The organism is Paraburkholderia sp. (assembly GCF_024281035.1).
GTDB lineage: Bacteria > Pseudomonadota > Gammaproteobacteria > Burkholderiales > Burkholderiaceae > Paraburkholderia.
In genome coordinates this window covers 26,170-39,877 of the sequence record NZ_JAMXLH010000078.1, presented here as the reverse complement: position 1 = coordinate 39,877, position 13,708 = coordinate 26,170, and the positions used below count along the sequence as shown (strand labels likewise).

Sequence of the window (13,708 nt, the reverse complement as noted above, 5' to 3'; positions counted from 1 at the left end):
GCATTGTCCCACTGGGCTCGAAGCTTTGATCGGCGACAAAACGACGCGCATCTGGGGTCCGAGGGTTTGCGCGTTGTCAGAGGCCGTGTGCGCTGATGGGAACGCGCAGGCGGCCTCTTGTCAAGACCAGGGTGTTAACCTGTTATTCCGCGGCAACAGTTGCGCCCGCAGCGGTCGGAATCAGCAGAACCGGGAGCGTCGACTGGCGCACGCAACGTTCCGCGACGCTGCCGAGAATGAGCCGCTGGAAGCCTCGGCGCCCGTGCGTGCCCATCACGATCAGGTCGACGCCCGCAGACTTGGCGGCGTTCAGCACCAGCGACGGCACGTCGTCGAGCGACGACGCTTCGCCCATCACCATTTCGCCTTCGACGCCGTGTTCGCGGATGGCCTTGTCCATCTCCAGGGCGAGTTCGTTGCCCTGGGCAATCATCTGGTTGCGCAGGATCGACGGATCATAGCCCGGAGCGTCGAAGTACATCGGCGTGTTTTCGATCACATAGTAGGGCTGCAGCTTCGCGCCCATGGCCTTCGCAAGGGCGAGCGCGGCTTCGAATGCGCGGCGCGAAGTATCGCTGCCGTCGACAGCGACGAGGATGCTTTTGTACATGGAACCTCCGCTTGGGTGTGATCGGTATGCGCACGGCCGTGGGTCGATGCTGCGCCGGGCCATACGCCTTGATGTCTGTGACGGTGATGAGCATAAATGATCGCTGACAGACGGGCGTATTACATAGCAGAAAGATGGAAGGGGCAGGAAGGAAGGTCAAGGGTTGGTGATCTGGCCCCTGCGCCACGCCGGCCGGAGGGCGGGGCCGGTAAACGAGGTCCGAAGCACCGCCGCAAGCTTGCCCGCCTTTACGCTCAATATGCGGCGGTTTGCCGCATCAAAGCTTGCGCGTGAAGCGCCGTCCACGCTATCGTGGCGTCTTTTTTCGCGGCACTGCGGCACTGCACCACGCAGTCGCGCTTCACGCCGTAACCACGCCTTAACCACGCCGTAATGCCCCGGTGACTTCCTCTTCCTCGCCCCTGCCGTTTCGCGACGCATTGCTGGCCATGCTCGGCATCGGTCTCGTCAACATGCTGGTCGCACTCGACCAGACCGTCGTCAGTACCGCTTTGCCTTCCATCGTCGCCGAGCTGCATGGCTTCGAGTTTTACGCCTGGATCGCCAGCGCCTATCTGCTGGCTTCGGTGGTGACCGTGCCGGTATTCGGGCGCCTCGGCGACTACTTCGGGCGCAAGCGCTTCGTGATTGCCGCGGTGATCGTGTTTACGGCCGCGTCGGTGCTGTGCGGCCTCGCAACCGGCATGCGGTTTCTTGCTGTGGCGCGCGCGCTGCAGGGCGTCGGCGGCGGGATGATGGTGGGCACGGCGTTCGCATCGATTCCGGATCTCTTTCCCGATCCGCGCGCGCGGGTGCGGTGGCAGGTCGTGATGGCGGCCGCCTACGGGATCGGCACGGCGGCGGGGCCATCGCTCGGCGGCTGGCTGAGCGAGCATTTCGGCTGGCGCTCGACGTTCCTGGTCAATCTGCCGGTCGGCGCGCTTGCGCTGTATTTCATCTGGGCGCATCTGCCGGCGTATCGTCGTGCGCGCGCGGGTGAAGTGCGTATCGACTGGACCGGCGCGGCGCTCGTTGCGCTCGTGCTCGGTAGCTTCCAGATGCTGATCGAGGCCGTGCCGAAGGATGGCCTGACCGCTGCGAACCTGGTGCTCGCGGCACTGGTTGTGGCGGGTGCCGCGGTGTTGCTGGCCTGCGAGCGGCGAGCGACGCACCCGATCATTCCGCTCGATCTCTTTCGCGATCCGCAGCTCGTCACGCTGTTTCTGCTCTCGACGCTCTCCGGCTTCGTGATGTTCTCGCTGATCTTCTTCGCGCCGCTCCTGCTGCAAGGCGGCTTCGGGTTGTCGCCGCAACAGGCCGGCCTGCTCGCGACGCCGATTGCGGCCTGCATCGCGCTTGGCAGCATGATCAACACGCGCATCGTGATTCGTCTGCCGAAACCGACCGCGATTCTCACGGTTGGCTTCGGCCTGCTCGTGATCGCCTCGGTGAGCCTCGTCTTCGCGACGCGGCGTACGCCGCATCTCTGGCTGGAACTGGCGATGTCGGCGGTCGGCGTGGGCCTCGGCTTCATCCTGAACAATCTGAATGTGTTCGGCCAGGAGATCGCCGGACGCGAGCGCTTTGGCATCACGACCGCGCTGCTGCAGTCGACGCGCATGGTGGGCGGCATGCTCGGCACCAGCATCGTGGCGACGATCGTCAATCACCGCTACGCGGCGGGCGTCGGCGATGCGCTGGCGGTGCTCGGCGCGCCGCAGCAGGCACGCTGGCTGCCGCAACTCGCCGATCCGCGCGTGCTGATCGATCCGGTGCTGCGCGCGAGCGTGGTGGCGCAACTGAAGGTTGCAGGACTCGACGGAGCGGGTCTCATCGAGGCCGTGCGGCATGTGCTCGTCGACGCGATCCACCTTGGCGTCGGGCTCACGGGCGTGGCCGCGCTCGCGGCGGCGCTGCTTGTGCGGCGCATTTCGCACATCCGCTTCGGCCGGGCGGGCGGCACGCCCAAATCCGGTTGAGTCTGCCGCCGGCCTCAAAACTTCAGCAGGCCGGCGGCCGTGGCGCTGTCTCGCGCGATCGGGCTTGCATGCGCGGGCGCGCCATGAGCCGGCTACACGCTGCGAACCTTGTCGTCACGTCGCACGCCGCATGGCATGGGTGTGGCAGTCACCCCTGGCGCACGACACTCGACGACGACGCCGGCTCGACAGCTATGACCGGCGCGAATTGCCGGACGCTCAGGCGGCGGTCGCCACTGCGCCGAACATGGCTGTGCGGGTCTGCGCACTCATGGCGATATCGAGTGCGACAGCGTTCTCGACGCCAATCCGCTGCGGCGGCCCGAGTCGTGCAATCTCCATGCCGGTGCGGCGCAGGATGCGCTCCATCGCCGTGGTGGTCACGGTGACGTAGCGCGCGATGCCCATGCGGCCCGCGAAGGTGATCGCCGAGCGGATCGCTTGCGTGGTCAGATTGGCGAAGCCGAACGCCTGATTGTTGTCCGACTCGATCGCAAACCGGCTCAACTCCCAGGTCTGGCGGTCCGAAGGCGCGCTCACGCCTTGCAACAGCTGCGGGAACGTGTCGCGCAGCATGTTCGGGCCTTCCGTGGACATCAAGCGCCAGCAGCCGCGTACGCGGCCCGCGGGCTCCTGGATCAGCATGTAGTGCGGGCCGAGTGCGTCGTAGCCGTCCACTTCCATCCCGGCGATGGTGGGAATGTTCCAGCCCATCCGGTCGCAGAACACGCGTGCCCGGAGGCGGTACATCTCGTTGATATCGTCGTTATCGAATTCCTGCCTGAGTCCGATACGAATTGTTGCTTGCATGGCGATTCTCCCGTATGCGAGTGAAACGGCGTCGATACGATCGGAAAGCTATGCGTTATAGATACAAAAAACACCTACCCAGGTGGGTAGGTGCAGAGGGAGGCGCAGTCCTGGAGAATTGGTCGAGCGGCAGTCACTCACCAGGCATAACGGACAGCGAGATACACCATGGAACTTCTTGATAATCAGTGGCACGTGGGTTCACATATGCAATCCCTTCCGACTGGGGATCTGTCGTCGGTGATCGACCGCATCTCGATCATTGCGTATCGCAAGAAAAGGAGGGAGAGCCAGCGTCGCTTCTGGGCCCGTTTCGGGGTTACCCAGTCGCGCGGCAGCCGGTTCGAATCGGGCGCGGAAATTCCGCCGCCGGTATCGATCCTGCTGGGGCTGTACTTCAACAAGACGATTTCGGACGGCGATCTGGGCCGTGCAGAGCGCGTACTGCGCCGCTCTGACGCGCCGATGCTGCTTAGCCAGGGTCAATAAGACCCATCTGAGTGGCGATCACGGCTGCCGCGCGCCGTGAATTCACGCCGAACTTTCCACGGATGTTCTTCATGTGAAAGTTCACCACGGCTTCCGAGCAATTCAATATGTGTGATATTTCCCAAGTGGACTTGCCAAGGGCGGTCCACTTGAGGCATTCCTTTTCGCGTGGCGTCAGCTTTGGAATGAGCGACTGGACATGACTGTTCAGGTGGCGTTGACTCGTGTCAAGAACGAGATCGCGTAACAGCACGAAATTCGGCAGCGCGTGATTGACGTCACGCCAGAAACTTTCGGCCGGGTTCATGTCGTTGACGAAACACAACATGCCGATTTCCTGGCGCGGGCCGTGGATCGGCAGCGTGACGCCCGCACGCAGCCCGTACGAACGGGCTTCTTCATACATCGACTGCTGCTGCTCCGTGGCGAACAGCTCCGGCGACCAGATGAGCGGCGATGACCGCGTCGTGCAATGTGCGACCGTCGGGTCAAAATAGACCATGTTGTGCACGTTGTACGTTTCGCGCCACGCGGACGGATAGTTCGTCCGGATGAACGCGTCTTCGAACCGCATCCCGGGGCGCGGCACGATTGCCATCATTACCCGGTTGAACCCCCACGAACTGGCGAGCTGAGCCACCGCCTCGAACCACGCCTTCTCGTCAGGCGCGTCGAGCACGGTGGACATCTGCTCAATGTAATGTAGAGGCACGTCAACACTCTCCAGCGGCGGTAAACCAGATCGCAAGCAAAGCGCGAACCAGAGGGTGGTTCGCTTCTTGTGATGTAACAATTTATCACTAATTCTCGTTGCGATCTTTTATCAGGGTCTATGACAGACGCGATGATTCGGCTTTTTACGCCATATTCCGGTAATTCCAGCCTATACGGGTTCCCCCTGCGCCAATATGCAGCGGCTGCTGGCGCTGCGACTTGTGTTTCGGGGCGGCTGGAGCATAACGGACTGAGCGGGGCTGAGCCGAAAAACCGATTCGCTTAAATGCCGGAGAGCTCATGACTTAAGCGAGTTTTTCAATTGAGCATAAATCAGATTTTCATTTTGCCTTCAAAAATCTGGCGAATTAGTTCTTATCGCGCCGCCGGCAAAATTGCTATTCGGGAAGTCTGTCGGATATGAACTGCCGTGGGCATGTACACAGCCGGCGCTGGCGTTCACGCCAGCGCGCGTACCGAACATGGACGTGCATCGTTCCTGCAGGCGCACTTCAGTTCTTGCGCTGCAGCTCGACGATGCGTGATGGTCGAAGGTGGTTGAGCGAGTAGTGGAGCCGCCCCCGGTTGACCCTGGCGCCTCGCGCGCGCGGATCGACGAACTGCCAGTCGAAGTCATAGGGCATCGACGGTTCGGCCATGCCCTTGTCGACCACTTCATAGCCGGGTTGCAGCGCGAACAGGAGATGATGTCCGCCGCTGCGGCTATCGAATCCGGCGAATCCGTCCGTGGCCTCGGGGACGCTCGTGTCGAGCGATGCATCGCTCGTGGTCTCTTCGTCGGGACTCATGTTCGCACTGGCGGTGTTTTTATCGTTCTCGCGTTGCATGCTGAAGATATCGGCGCTGCTGTTCATGGTATTTCCTCCAGGGGACGGATACGCCCGGAAAGCGGCAAGTCCTGTTGCGCGACGCGCCTCACACCCTGTGGATCGGGCTGGAATGCAAGGCCGTTCGCCAGGAGAACCACCTCGGCGATTTTGCTTTTTTTCGTTGGATCGCCGTTTTTCCTCGGAGTATGATCCTCTTTCAACGAGTTGGCGCGCTGTCGACCAACGGCCCGAGCAGCAGGCCGTGCCGTGGCCTTGCGGCACGAACCTGGACGCGCCTGCCAATATGGACGGGGCAGTCAGGGGGCGGACGAGACACATGCACTTCGACGCTGCATTCACGCATCGCGGCTACTTGCTCAATTGCGCACCGGCGCGTGTCGGCGACGGTAGCTGGCAACCTTATGTGGTGATCTCCCGTTCCAGCGACGGCGAACTGGTCGCTAACCGTTTTTTCCCTGCCGATCTGCGTTTTCCCGACGAAGCAACCGCCATTGCGCATGCGCGCGACTGGGCGGTGCGCTGGATCGATGCGAGCAGCGTCACGCGCTAGCGCCGCGCCAGCCGCGCGTGCCGGCCGCCTTTAATAGCCCTTGATTGACCGCTGTTGCGCCGATTGGCCCTTCGCACCGAGGGAGGTTCGGCGAATTCATGCAAAACGCGGTAATCTCCCCGATCTGTACACTCCCATGCGGTTCGCAACGCCGCTACAGCTTCACCATGTCAAATGCCGCTCACCCCGACTGGGGTCTTGAGCAGATCGTTTCCGATCTGCGCGCGTCGCGCGAAGAACTGCATCGTACGCGCCATCCACTCGGCATCCGCGAGTTGCCTTCGCGCGACGCCGTGATCAACATTGTGGCGGGGCTGCGCGCGGCGCTGTTCCCCACGCACTACGGCGCACCCGATCTGACCGATGAGAGCGTCGACTATTACGTCGGACACACGCTCGAAAGCACGTTACGTTTGCTGGCGGAACAGATCCGGCGTGCGCTGCGCTTCCTGCCCGAAAATGCCGGGGCGACGGACGAAGCGCTGCGCACCCATGCATTTGCGATAGCACGCGCGTTCGGCACGCAATTGCCCGCCATTCGCGCGTTGCTTGTGAGCGATATTCAGGCCGCTTTCACGGGCGATCCGGCCGCGCAGCACATTACCGAGATACTTTTGTGCTACCCGGGCGTCTGGGCCATGACGCATCATCGGCTGGCACATGCCTTGCACCGGCTCGGCGTGCCCCTGCTTGCACGCTTCATCAACGAGATCGCCCATTCGGCCACCGGCATCGACATTCACCCGGGCGCGCAGATCGGTTCGAGCTTTTTCATCGATCACGGCACGGGCGTCGTGATCGGCGAGACGGCGATTATCGGCGAGCGCGTGCGCATCTATCAGACCGTGACGCTCGGTGCGAAGAGCTTTGCTGCCGATCTCGACGGCACGCTCGTGAAAGGCAATGCGCGTCATCCGATCGTCGAGGACGATGTGGTCATCTATGCGGGCGCAACGATTCTCGGCCGGGTGACAATCGGGCGCGGTTCCGTGATCGGCGGGAATGTGTGGTTGACGCACAGCGTGCCGCCAGGCAGCAGCGTGCGTCAGGGCAAGGTCCGCGAGATCGAACGCGGCGACGAAGACAAGCTCAAGTAAAAGCTTGCACGGGCGAGGGCGGCTGTGTTGCGCCGCCTGCGCCCGCCACGCGCATTTGCCTCAGGTGTTCGGAACGTTCAAGGGCGCCGAATTGCCGACGATGGCGAGAAATTCGCGCCGCGTGGATGGGTCGGTCCGGAAGGTGCCGAGCATGCGTGATGTGACCATCTCCACGCCTGCCTTGTGCACGCCGCGCGTCGACATGCATTGATGGGCGGCTTCGAGTATTACGCCCACGCCTTTCGGCTGAAGCACTTCATTGAGCGTATCGGCGATCTGCGCCGTCATTTTTTCCTGAATCTGCAAACGTTTCGCGAAGGCATTTACGAGCCGCGCGAGCTTCGAAATGCCGACCACGCGATGCTCGGGCAAATACGCGACGTGCGCCCGGCCGATGATCGGCACCATGTGATGTTCGCAGTAGCTCTCGAAGCGGATGCCCTTCAGCACGATCATTTCGTCGTATCCATCCACTTCCGAAAACGTGCGTGACAGGATCTCGCGCGGGTCCACCTTATAGCCTGCAAAGAACTCGTCGTAGGCGCGTATGACGCGCGCAGGCGTATCGATCAGGCCTTCGCGCGTCGGGTCGTCGCCGGCCCAGCGCAAGAGCACACGCACGGCATCTTCGGCCTCGGTTCGCGACGGGCGCTTCACTGCAACCGGGTGGGATTGTGTCTTCTGCTTTTTCGCCTTTCCCGCGCTTTTCGCGTCGCTCATGCCTTACCTCCTGTCATGTGGCTGGCCGTCTGCACGGCGCGCACCACGAACGCGCATTGTTTCATGTTTCTTTAGGGCTCGTGCAGCGCGCGGTTAATTTACCTTCACCAATCGCCGAGGCCGCGGCCGACTCATTTTTCGGCGGCTTCCAGCCCGCTTCCAGCCCGCTTCCTGGCAGCAGGCGTGCCTTGACAACCCGCCGTTTCGGCTTCGATAATGCCGAAAATGTTCGCCAATTGAAGCTGCAGTTCGAATATCGAACATTTTCCACCGAGCGGCTAGCTTGGCCGTCGCGCCCGTCGCGTTCAGGAACAGGCATGATCAACAAGATTTTCGACTCGCTTCAAGCCGCTGTCGCCGATATACACGACGGCGCCACGGTGATGATCGGCGGCTTCGGTGCGGCCGGCATGCCGGCGGAACTGATCGACGCGCTCATCGAGCAAGGTGCGCGCGAACTCACGATCGTCAACAACAACGCGGGCAATGGCGAGGTCGGGCTGGCCTCGCTTCTCAAGAGCAGGCGCGTACGCAAGATCGTCTGCTCGTTTCCGCGCCAGACCGATTCATACGTCTTCGATGCGCTTTATCGTTCGGGCGAGATCGAACTCGAGCTCGTGCCGCAGGGCAATCTGGCCGAGCGCATTCGCGCAGCCGGTGCGGGCATAGGCGGTTTTTTCACGCCGACCGCGTACGGCACGAGGCTGGCCGAAGGCAAGGAGACGCGTGTCATCGATGGCCGTCACTACGTGCTCGAATCGCCGTTGCACGCCGACTTCGCGCTCATCAAGGCGTATCAGGGCGACCGCTGGGGTAACCTCGTCTACCGCAAGACGGCGCGCAACTTCGGCCCGATCATGGCGAGCGCGGCGAAGGTCGCCATCGCCCAGGTTTCGGAAGTCGTGCCGCTCGGCAGTCTCGATCCCGAAGTGATCGTGACGCCCGGGATTTTCGTGCAGCGCGTGATCGAAGTGCCGCAGGCGACTCGTCAAGCGCAGCAAAGCGGCCACGCAGCCTGAGGGAGACAAGACAATGAACCGGTTGAATCGCGACGAGATGGCCCAGCGGGTGGCCCGTGACATTCCCGAAGGCGCGTATGTGAATCTCGGCATCGGCGTGCCGACACTGGTGGCCAATCACCTCGATCCGGCCAGGGAGATCTTCCTGCACAGCGAAAACGGCCTGCTGGGCATGGGCTCCGCGCCTGCGCCGGGCGAGGAAGACGACGACTTGATCAACGCGGGCAAGCAGCACGTCACGCTGCTCAGCGGCGGTGCGTATTTTCATCACGCGGATTCTTTCGCGATGATGCGCGGCGGCCATCTCGACTATTGCGTGCTCGGCGCGTTTCAGGTTTCGGTGAAGGGCGATCTCGCAAACTGGCATACCGGCGCACCGGATGCCATTCCCGCCGTGGGCGGCGCGATGGATCTCGCGATCGGCGCCAAGCAGGTCTTCGTCATGATGGAACTGCTCACGAAGCAGGGCGAAAGCAAGCTGGTCGCCGAGTGTTCGTATCCCGTGACCGGCGTGCAGTGCGTGGCTCGCGTGTATACCGACGTCGCTGCGTTCGACGTGACGCCCGTCGGGTTGGCCGTGCGCGAGATCTATACGGATATCGGCATCGATGCGCTGCGCGATTTGACTGGCGTACCGCTCGTCGATGCCACGCAGATGCGGCGCGCGGCTTGAGCAGGCCCGGGCATGGCCGCGATGGCGCGGCGTCGGGCGGCATGCGTCGCCGGCGCCGCGCCATCGGCGTTTTGAAGCGGGCAGGCTGGCTCGTTGCAATCGCAACATGATTTGACGCGTGTGGCCTAAGCGTTCGCCGACGCAATACTTGCGCCGTATCTGCCGCCGTATTTGCGGTAGGCTCTCCCCAATTTTTCGCAGATTCACGAGGAGTAGTTCGAATGCCCCATGCAGCCGTCAACGACACCAAGCTGTTTTACCGCGTCGACGGAGCGACGAACCGCGCCGCACCGTGGCTCGTGCTGTCGCACTCGCTTGGTAGCAACGTTTCGATGTGGGCACCGCAAATCGCCGCGTTCTCGAAGCACTTCCGGCTACTGCGCTACGACACGCGCGGCCATGGCCGCTCCGACGTTCCGCACGGACCGTACACAATCGGGCAATTGACGGGCGATGTGATCGGCCTGCTCGATCATCTCGGCATCGAACGTGCGCACTTCGCGGGGCTGTCGATGGGCGGCCTGACCGGCGTGGGCCTCGGCGCACGCTACGCGAGCCGTATCGACCGCCTCGTGCTGTGCAACACGGCCGCGAAGCTCGGCTCGCCCGAGGTATGGGAGCCGCGTGCTGCGTGCGCGCGCAACGAAGGCATGACCGTGCTCGCACACGCCGTGCTGCCGCGCTGGTTCACGGCGGAGTTCATCGCGCGCAATCCGCTTGTATTTGCGCAGGTGCGCGACGTGTTCGTGCATACGGACAGCGAAGGCTATGCATCGAATTGCGACGCCCTCAACACGGCGGATCTGCGCGTCGAGGCGCGCTCGATTACCGCGCCGACGCTGGTGATCGCGAGCACGCACGATGTCGCTGCAACGCCGGCGCAGGGTCGCGAACTTGCGGAGTCGGTCCGGGGTGCGCGCTATGTCGAACTCGATTCGGCGCACATCTCGAACATCGAACAGGCGGACCGGTTCACGAAGACGGTGGTCGATTTTCTCCTCGAATCGCGCTAACCGGCGACGGGCGAGGCAAAGCGGGCCGCGGCATGCGGCCCGAATCCCTGAAGCGCGTGTCTTCGGCCGCCTAGTCGGATGCGGGCGATGCGACACCGAGCACCTCGTGCAGGCGCGTGCTCGATGTCGTGTACTGCAACTGGATCTTCTTCTCCGGAAACACGTAATTCGCCGCGCCAAAGGCGGCGAGTGCGGTTTCGTGGAAGCCGGACAGAATGAGCTTCTTTTTGCCGGGATAGGTGCTGATGTCGCCCACGGCGAAGATGCCGGGCACGCTGGTTTCGAAGCGCGCGGTATCGACGGGCAATTGCCTGCGCTCGATTTCCATGCCCCATTGTGCGATGGGCCCCAGTTGCGGCGAGAGGCCGTAAAACACGAGCAGGCAATCGAGTTCCAGCGAGCGTGTCACGCCGTCGCTGCCCGCAACCTTGATGCGTGCAAGCTTGCCGCCTTCTTCGTCGAAACCGGTGATCTGACCGACGATAAACTGCATGCGCAGTTCATCGCAAAGCGCCTGCATTTTCGCCACTGAGGCCGGCGCGGCGCGAAATTCATCGCGACGGTGCAGCAGGATCACGCTCTGTGCGACGTCGACGAGCTGGAGCGCCCAGTCGAGCGCCGAATCGCCGCCACCGCAAATCACGATGTTCTTGTCGCGGAACATTTCCGGATCGCGCACGCGATAAAACAGTTGCTTGTCGCGATACGCTTCGATGCCGCTTACCTTGAGCGTGCGCGGCTGGAATGAACCGACACCGGCTGCGATGAAGATGGTCTTCGCAAGAAATTGCGTGCCTTTACTCGTCTGCACGTAGAAGCGCTTGTCGGCGCGCCGCTCCACCACCTGCACTTCCTCGCCCAGATGGAACGTCGGCGTGAATGGCGCGATCTGCTTCAGGAGCGCCTGCACGAGCTCGCGGCCGGTGCAGACCTGAATCGCCGGGATATCGTAAATCGGCTTGTCCGGATACAGTTCGGCGCATTGTCCGCCCACCACGGGAAGCGAATCCACGACGTGCGCGTGAATCTCCAGCAACCCGAGTTCGAACACCTGAAAGAGGCCGATCGGACCCGCGCCGATAATCAGCGCATCGGTTTCGATGGGTCCTGAGGTTTCTGCGGGCGTGGCGAACTGCAGCGGACGAATCGTGGTGTCGTTCATACATGGACTCCCTGGAGGCGGCTTATGTCGGCTAATGTCGGCGAATTTGGTTTCAAGACGGGTTGTGTTGGCTTGTTCCGGCTGGTGCGGGCTGTGTGAGCGCGTAGCGCAGGCGGGAGCACGACGCACGCGCCGCGCGTGCGCCTCGGTGCCCCCCGGCAGCCTTACTCTTCCGGCTCGCCCTCTGCAACGTAGCGGCGCAGCGTGGCGAGCAGTGCGGCTTCCTCGGCGCGGCTGGCGGCGTCGCTCGCCGAGCCCGCTTCACGCTCCTCGCCGAACATCGAAGCAGGCGCATCGAACGTTTCGACTTCCTGGCCGTTGCGAAACACGCGGATCTGGCCTGTGTTTTCGGTGTATTCGGCTACCCAGTGAACGCCCTCGATGTGCGTCCCTACGCGGATTGGCGATTTCATTCGACTCCCTCCACGAGCCGCGCGACGGCGGCGTTGCATCGGCGATAGTCAAACGATACGCCCATGACGTGCCTCGCGCTTTGATTATGGGTATAAGTGCGCGCGGGAATCGGCGCCGTGGAATCCGGCCATCAAAGAAAAGGCGGCCCGTTTCGGGGCCGCCAGGGGGTACGTTGTCGCCTCGATGATTCCGGCGGGCGGCGTCGCGCTCACGCGCGACATCCCGCCAGCACGGGCTTTACTGAACCGAGGCCAGCACGGTGCGCACGGTGCCGAAGATACGCTCGATCTCTTCTTCGCTGACGATCAGCGGCGGCGAGAACGCAAGAATGTCGCCAGTGAAACGGATCAGCACGCCGGCTTCGAAGCACTTGAGGAAGACCTCGTAAGCGCGTGCGCCGGGCGCACCATCGCGCGATTCGAGCTCGATGCCCGCGACGAGACCGAGATTGCGAATGTCTTTCACGTGCTTTGCGTCGCGCAGCGCATGCGCGGCTGCTTCGAACTTCGGTGCGAGCGCGTGCGCGCGTTCGAAGAGACCCTCGCGGCGATAGAGGTCGAGCGTCGCCACGCAGGCCGCCGCGGCGAGCGGGTGCGCCGAGTACGTATAGCCGTGGAAGAGTTCGATCGCGCCGGGCGCGCCGCTGTTCACGATCGCATCGTGGATCGTGCGGCTTGCCGCCACGCCGCCCATCGGCACGGCGGCGTTGTTGATCGCCTTCGCCATCGTGATGATGTCGGGCGTCACGCCGAAATACTCGCTGGCCGTCGCTTTGCCGAGGCGCCCGAAACCCGTGATGACCTCGTCGAAAATCAGCAGGATGCCGTGCTTCGTGCAGATCTCGCGCAGACGCTGGAGATAGCCTTGAGGCGGGATCAGCACGCCGGTCGAACCCGCCACCGGTTCGACGATGACGGCGGCAATAGTTGAAGCATCGTGCAGCGCGACGATGCGTTCGAGTTCGTCCGCGAGATGCGCGCCCCAGGCGGGCTGCCCCTTCGAAAAGGCGTTGTGTTCGAGGTTGTGCGTGTGCGGCAGGTGATCGACCGCGGGCAGCAACTGGCCCGAGAACGCCTTGCGGTTCGAGACGATGCCGCCAACCGAGATGCCGCCGAAACCCACGCCGTGATAGCCGCGCTCGCGGCCGATCAGCTTCGTGCGCTGGCCTTCGCCGCGCGCGCGGTGGTAGGCAATGGCGATCTTCAGCGCCGTGTCCACCGACTCCGAACCCGAGTTCGTGAAAAAGATGCGGTCGAGCCCGGCCGGCATCAGTTCCGCGACCTTGGCTGCTGCCTCGAATGCCAGCGGATGGCCCATCTGGAAGGTCGGCGCGTAATCGAGCGTGGCCGCTTGCCGGGCGATTGCGGCGACGATCTCGTCGCGCGCGTGGCCGGCGTTCACGCACCACAGGCCCGCGCTGCCGTCGAGCAGCTCGCGGTCATCGGTGGTGCGGTAATACATGCCTTTAGCCGATTCGAGCAGGCGCGGCGCCGCCTTGAACTGGCGGTTGGCCGTAAACGGCATCCAGAACGACGACAGATCGTCGATGGCGGGGCGCGAAGTCATTCCGTCTTCTCCTGAGGTTGGTACGTGAAACTGTAGCGTCG

16 protein-coding genes are annotated in these 13,708 nt (G+C 63.0%); 7 read left to right on the top strand and 9 right to left on the bottom strand.

All coding sequences use genetic code 11. From position 1 onward, the window contains the following. Positions 1-142: 142 nt before the first annotated feature. Positions 143-610: a universal stress protein gene (locus Q0L30_RS24895; RefSeq protein WP_296663309.1), complete on the bottom strand. Its 468-nt coding sequence runs from the start codon at positions 608-610 to the stop codon at positions 143-145. A 449-nt stretch (positions 611-1,059) separates the two neighbouring features. On the opposite strand from Q0L30_RS24895, the gene Q0L30_RS24890 reads away from it, so the two are divergent. Then, positions 1,060-2,589, top strand: a complete 1,530-nt coding sequence (locus Q0L30_RS24890) for an MFS transporter (RefSeq protein WP_296663694.1) — start codon at positions 1,060-1,062, stop codon at positions 2,587-2,589. Positions 2,590-2,808: 219 nt separating this feature from the next. Here Q0L30_RS24890 and Q0L30_RS24885 read toward each other — a convergent pair whose 3' ends face one another. Continuing rightward, on the bottom strand, positions 2,809-3,399 hold the full coding sequence (locus tag Q0L30_RS24885; RefSeq protein ID WP_296663307.1) for an acyl-homoserine-lactone synthase: 591 nt from the start codon (positions 3,397-3,399) through the stop codon (positions 2,809-2,811). Positions 3,400-3,567: 168 nt separating this feature from the next. Here Q0L30_RS24885 and Q0L30_RS24880 point away from each other — a divergent pair, with 168 nt between their 5' ends. Beyond that, positions 3,568-3,888, top strand: coding sequence for a helix-turn-helix transcriptional regulator (locus Q0L30_RS24880; RefSeq protein WP_296663304.1), 321 nt, complete (start codon positions 3,568-3,570; stop codon positions 3,886-3,888). On the opposite strand, the gene Q0L30_RS24875 is transcribed toward Q0L30_RS24880, so the two are convergent. Both Q0L30_RS24875 and Q0L30_RS24870 read right to left on the bottom strand, forming a co-directional pair. After that, on the bottom strand, positions 3,872-4,576 hold the full coding sequence (locus Q0L30_RS24875; RefSeq protein WP_296663301.1) for a LuxR family transcriptional regulator: 705 nt from the start codon (positions 4,574-4,576) through the stop codon (positions 3,872-3,874). The genes Q0L30_RS24880 and Q0L30_RS24875 overlap by 17 nt on opposite strands. Before the next feature lie 538 nt (positions 4,577-5,114). Further along, positions 5,115-5,477, bottom strand: coding sequence for a DUF3005 domain-containing protein (locus Q0L30_RS24870; RefSeq protein WP_296663297.1), 363 nt, complete (start codon positions 5,475-5,477; stop codon positions 5,115-5,117). Between the two features lie 292 nt (positions 5,478-5,769). On the opposite strand from Q0L30_RS24870, the gene Q0L30_RS24865 reads away from it, so the two are divergent. Both Q0L30_RS24865 and epsC read left to right on the top strand, forming a co-directional pair. After that, complete coding sequence (locus Q0L30_RS24865) at positions 5,770-6,003, top strand: hypothetical protein (protein WP_296663295.1); 234 nt, start codon at positions 5,770-5,772, stop codon at positions 6,001-6,003. Between the two features lie 167 nt (positions 6,004-6,170). Beyond that, on the top strand, positions 6,171-7,100 hold the full coding sequence (epsC, locus tag Q0L30_RS24860; RefSeq protein WP_296663293.1) for a serine O-acetyltransferase EpsC: 930 nt from the start codon (positions 6,171-6,173) through the stop codon (positions 7,098-7,100). Positions 7,101-7,160: 60 nt separating this feature from the next. On the opposite strand, the gene folE is transcribed toward epsC, so the two are convergent. Continuing rightward, a complete protein-coding gene (folE, locus tag Q0L30_RS24855) occupies positions 7,161-7,820 on the bottom strand; it encodes a GTP cyclohydrolase I FolE (RefSeq protein ID WP_296663291.1) in 660 nt (219 codons plus the stop codon). 61 nt (positions 7,821-7,881) lie between these two features. Further along, positions 7,882-8,148 (bottom strand): hypothetical protein, encoded by a 267-nt coding sequence (locus Q0L30_RS24850; RefSeq protein ID WP_296663289.1) that lies wholly within the window; start codon positions 8,146-8,148, stop codon positions 7,882-7,884. Between Q0L30_RS24850 and Q0L30_RS24845 the strand changes: the two genes are divergently transcribed. The 3 genes from Q0L30_RS24845 (at position 8,138) to pcaD (ending at position 10,525) form a co-directional block, all read left to right on the top strand. Further along, complete coding sequence (locus tag Q0L30_RS24845; protein WP_296663287.1) at positions 8,138-8,839, top strand: 3-oxoacid CoA-transferase subunit A; 702 nt, start codon at positions 8,138-8,140, stop codon at positions 8,837-8,839. The genes Q0L30_RS24850 and Q0L30_RS24845 overlap by 11 nt on opposite strands. A gap of 13 nt (positions 8,840-8,852) precedes the next feature. Then, entirely contained in the window at positions 8,853-9,512 is a 660-nt protein-coding gene (locus Q0L30_RS24840) for a 3-oxoacid CoA-transferase subunit B (protein WP_296663284.1), read from the top strand. A 221-nt stretch (positions 9,513-9,733) separates the two neighbouring features. Then, the gene (pcaD, locus tag Q0L30_RS24835) at positions 9,734-10,525 is read left to right on the top strand and encodes a 3-oxoadipate enol-lactonase (protein WP_296663281.1); all 792 of its coding nucleotides are present in this window, start codon (positions 9,734-9,736) and stop codon (positions 10,523-10,525) included. A 70-nt stretch (positions 10,526-10,595) separates the two neighbouring features. On the opposite strand, the gene Q0L30_RS24830 is transcribed toward pcaD, so the two are convergent. From Q0L30_RS24830 to Q0L30_RS24820, 3 genes are all read right to left on the bottom strand, one after another. Beyond that, complete coding sequence (locus Q0L30_RS24830) at positions 10,596-11,687, bottom strand: NAD(P)/FAD-dependent oxidoreductase (RefSeq protein WP_296663280.1); 1,092 nt, start codon at positions 11,685-11,687, stop codon at positions 10,596-10,598. Between the two features lie 164 nt (positions 11,688-11,851). After that, the gene (locus tag Q0L30_RS24825) at positions 11,852-12,100 is read right to left on the bottom strand and encodes a hypothetical protein (RefSeq protein WP_296663277.1); all 249 of its coding nucleotides are present in this window, start codon (positions 12,098-12,100) and stop codon (positions 11,852-11,854) included. Positions 12,101-12,338: 238 nt separating this feature from the next. Then, positions 12,339-13,667 (bottom strand): aspartate aminotransferase family protein, encoded by a 1,329-nt coding sequence (locus Q0L30_RS24820; protein ID WP_296663274.1) that lies wholly within the window; start codon positions 13,665-13,667, stop codon positions 12,339-12,341. Positions 13,668-13,708: the final 41 nt, after the last annotated feature.

Bases quoted from the DNA above. Each gene is read 5' to 3' on its own strand.
- epsC (WP_296663293.1), top strand. From the start codon at position 6,171: ATGTCAAATGCCGCTCACCCCGACTGGGGTCTTGAGCAGATCGTTTCC.
- pcaD (WP_296663281.1), top strand. From the start codon at position 9,734: ATGCCCCATGCAGCCGTCAACGACACCAAGCTGTTTTACCGCGTCGAC.
- Q0L30_RS24840 (WP_296663284.1), top strand. From the start codon at position 8,853: ATGAACCGGTTGAATCGCGACGAGATGGCCCAGCGGGTGGCCCGTGAC.
- folE (WP_296663291.1), bottom strand. From the start codon at position 7,820: ATGAGCGACGCGAAAAGCGCGGGAAAGGCGAAAAAGCAGAAGACACAA.
- Q0L30_RS24880 (WP_296663304.1), top strand. From the start codon at position 3,568: ATGGAACTTCTTGATAATCAGTGGCACGTGGGTTCACATATGCAATCC.
- Q0L30_RS24865 (WP_296663295.1), top strand. From the start codon at position 5,770: ATGCACTTCGACGCTGCATTCACGCATCGCGGCTACTTGCTCAATTGC.
- Q0L30_RS24830 (WP_296663280.1), bottom strand. From the start codon at position 11,687: ATGAACGACACCACGATTCGTCCGCTGCAGTTCGCCACGCCCGCAGAA.
- Q0L30_RS24895 (WP_296663309.1), bottom strand. From the start codon at position 610: ATGTACAAAAGCATCCTCGTCGCTGTCGACGGCAGCGATACTTCGCGC.
- Q0L30_RS24825 (WP_296663277.1), bottom strand. From the start codon at position 12,100: ATGAAATCGCCAATCCGCGTAGGGACGCACATCGAGGGCGTTCACTGG.
- Q0L30_RS24875 (WP_296663301.1), bottom strand. From the start codon at position 4,576: ATGTCCACCGTGCTCGACGCGCCTGACGAGAAGGCGTGGTTCGAGGCG.
- Q0L30_RS24870 (WP_296663297.1), bottom strand. From the start codon at position 5,477: ATGAACAGCAGCGCCGATATCTTCAGCATGCAACGCGAGAACGATAAA.
- Q0L30_RS24820 (WP_296663274.1), bottom strand. From the start codon at position 13,667: ATGACTTCGCGCCCCGCCATCGACGATCTGTCGTCGTTCTGGATGCCG.
- Q0L30_RS24885 (WP_296663307.1), bottom strand. From the start codon at position 3,399: ATGCAAGCAACAATTCGTATCGGACTCAGGCAGGAATTCGATAACGAC.
- Q0L30_RS24845 (WP_296663287.1), top strand. From the start codon at position 8,138: ATGATCAACAAGATTTTCGACTCGCTTCAAGCCGCTGTCGCCGATATA.
- Q0L30_RS24890 (WP_296663694.1), top strand. From the start codon at position 1,060: ATGCTCGGCATCGGTCTCGTCAACATGCTGGTCGCACTCGACCAGACC.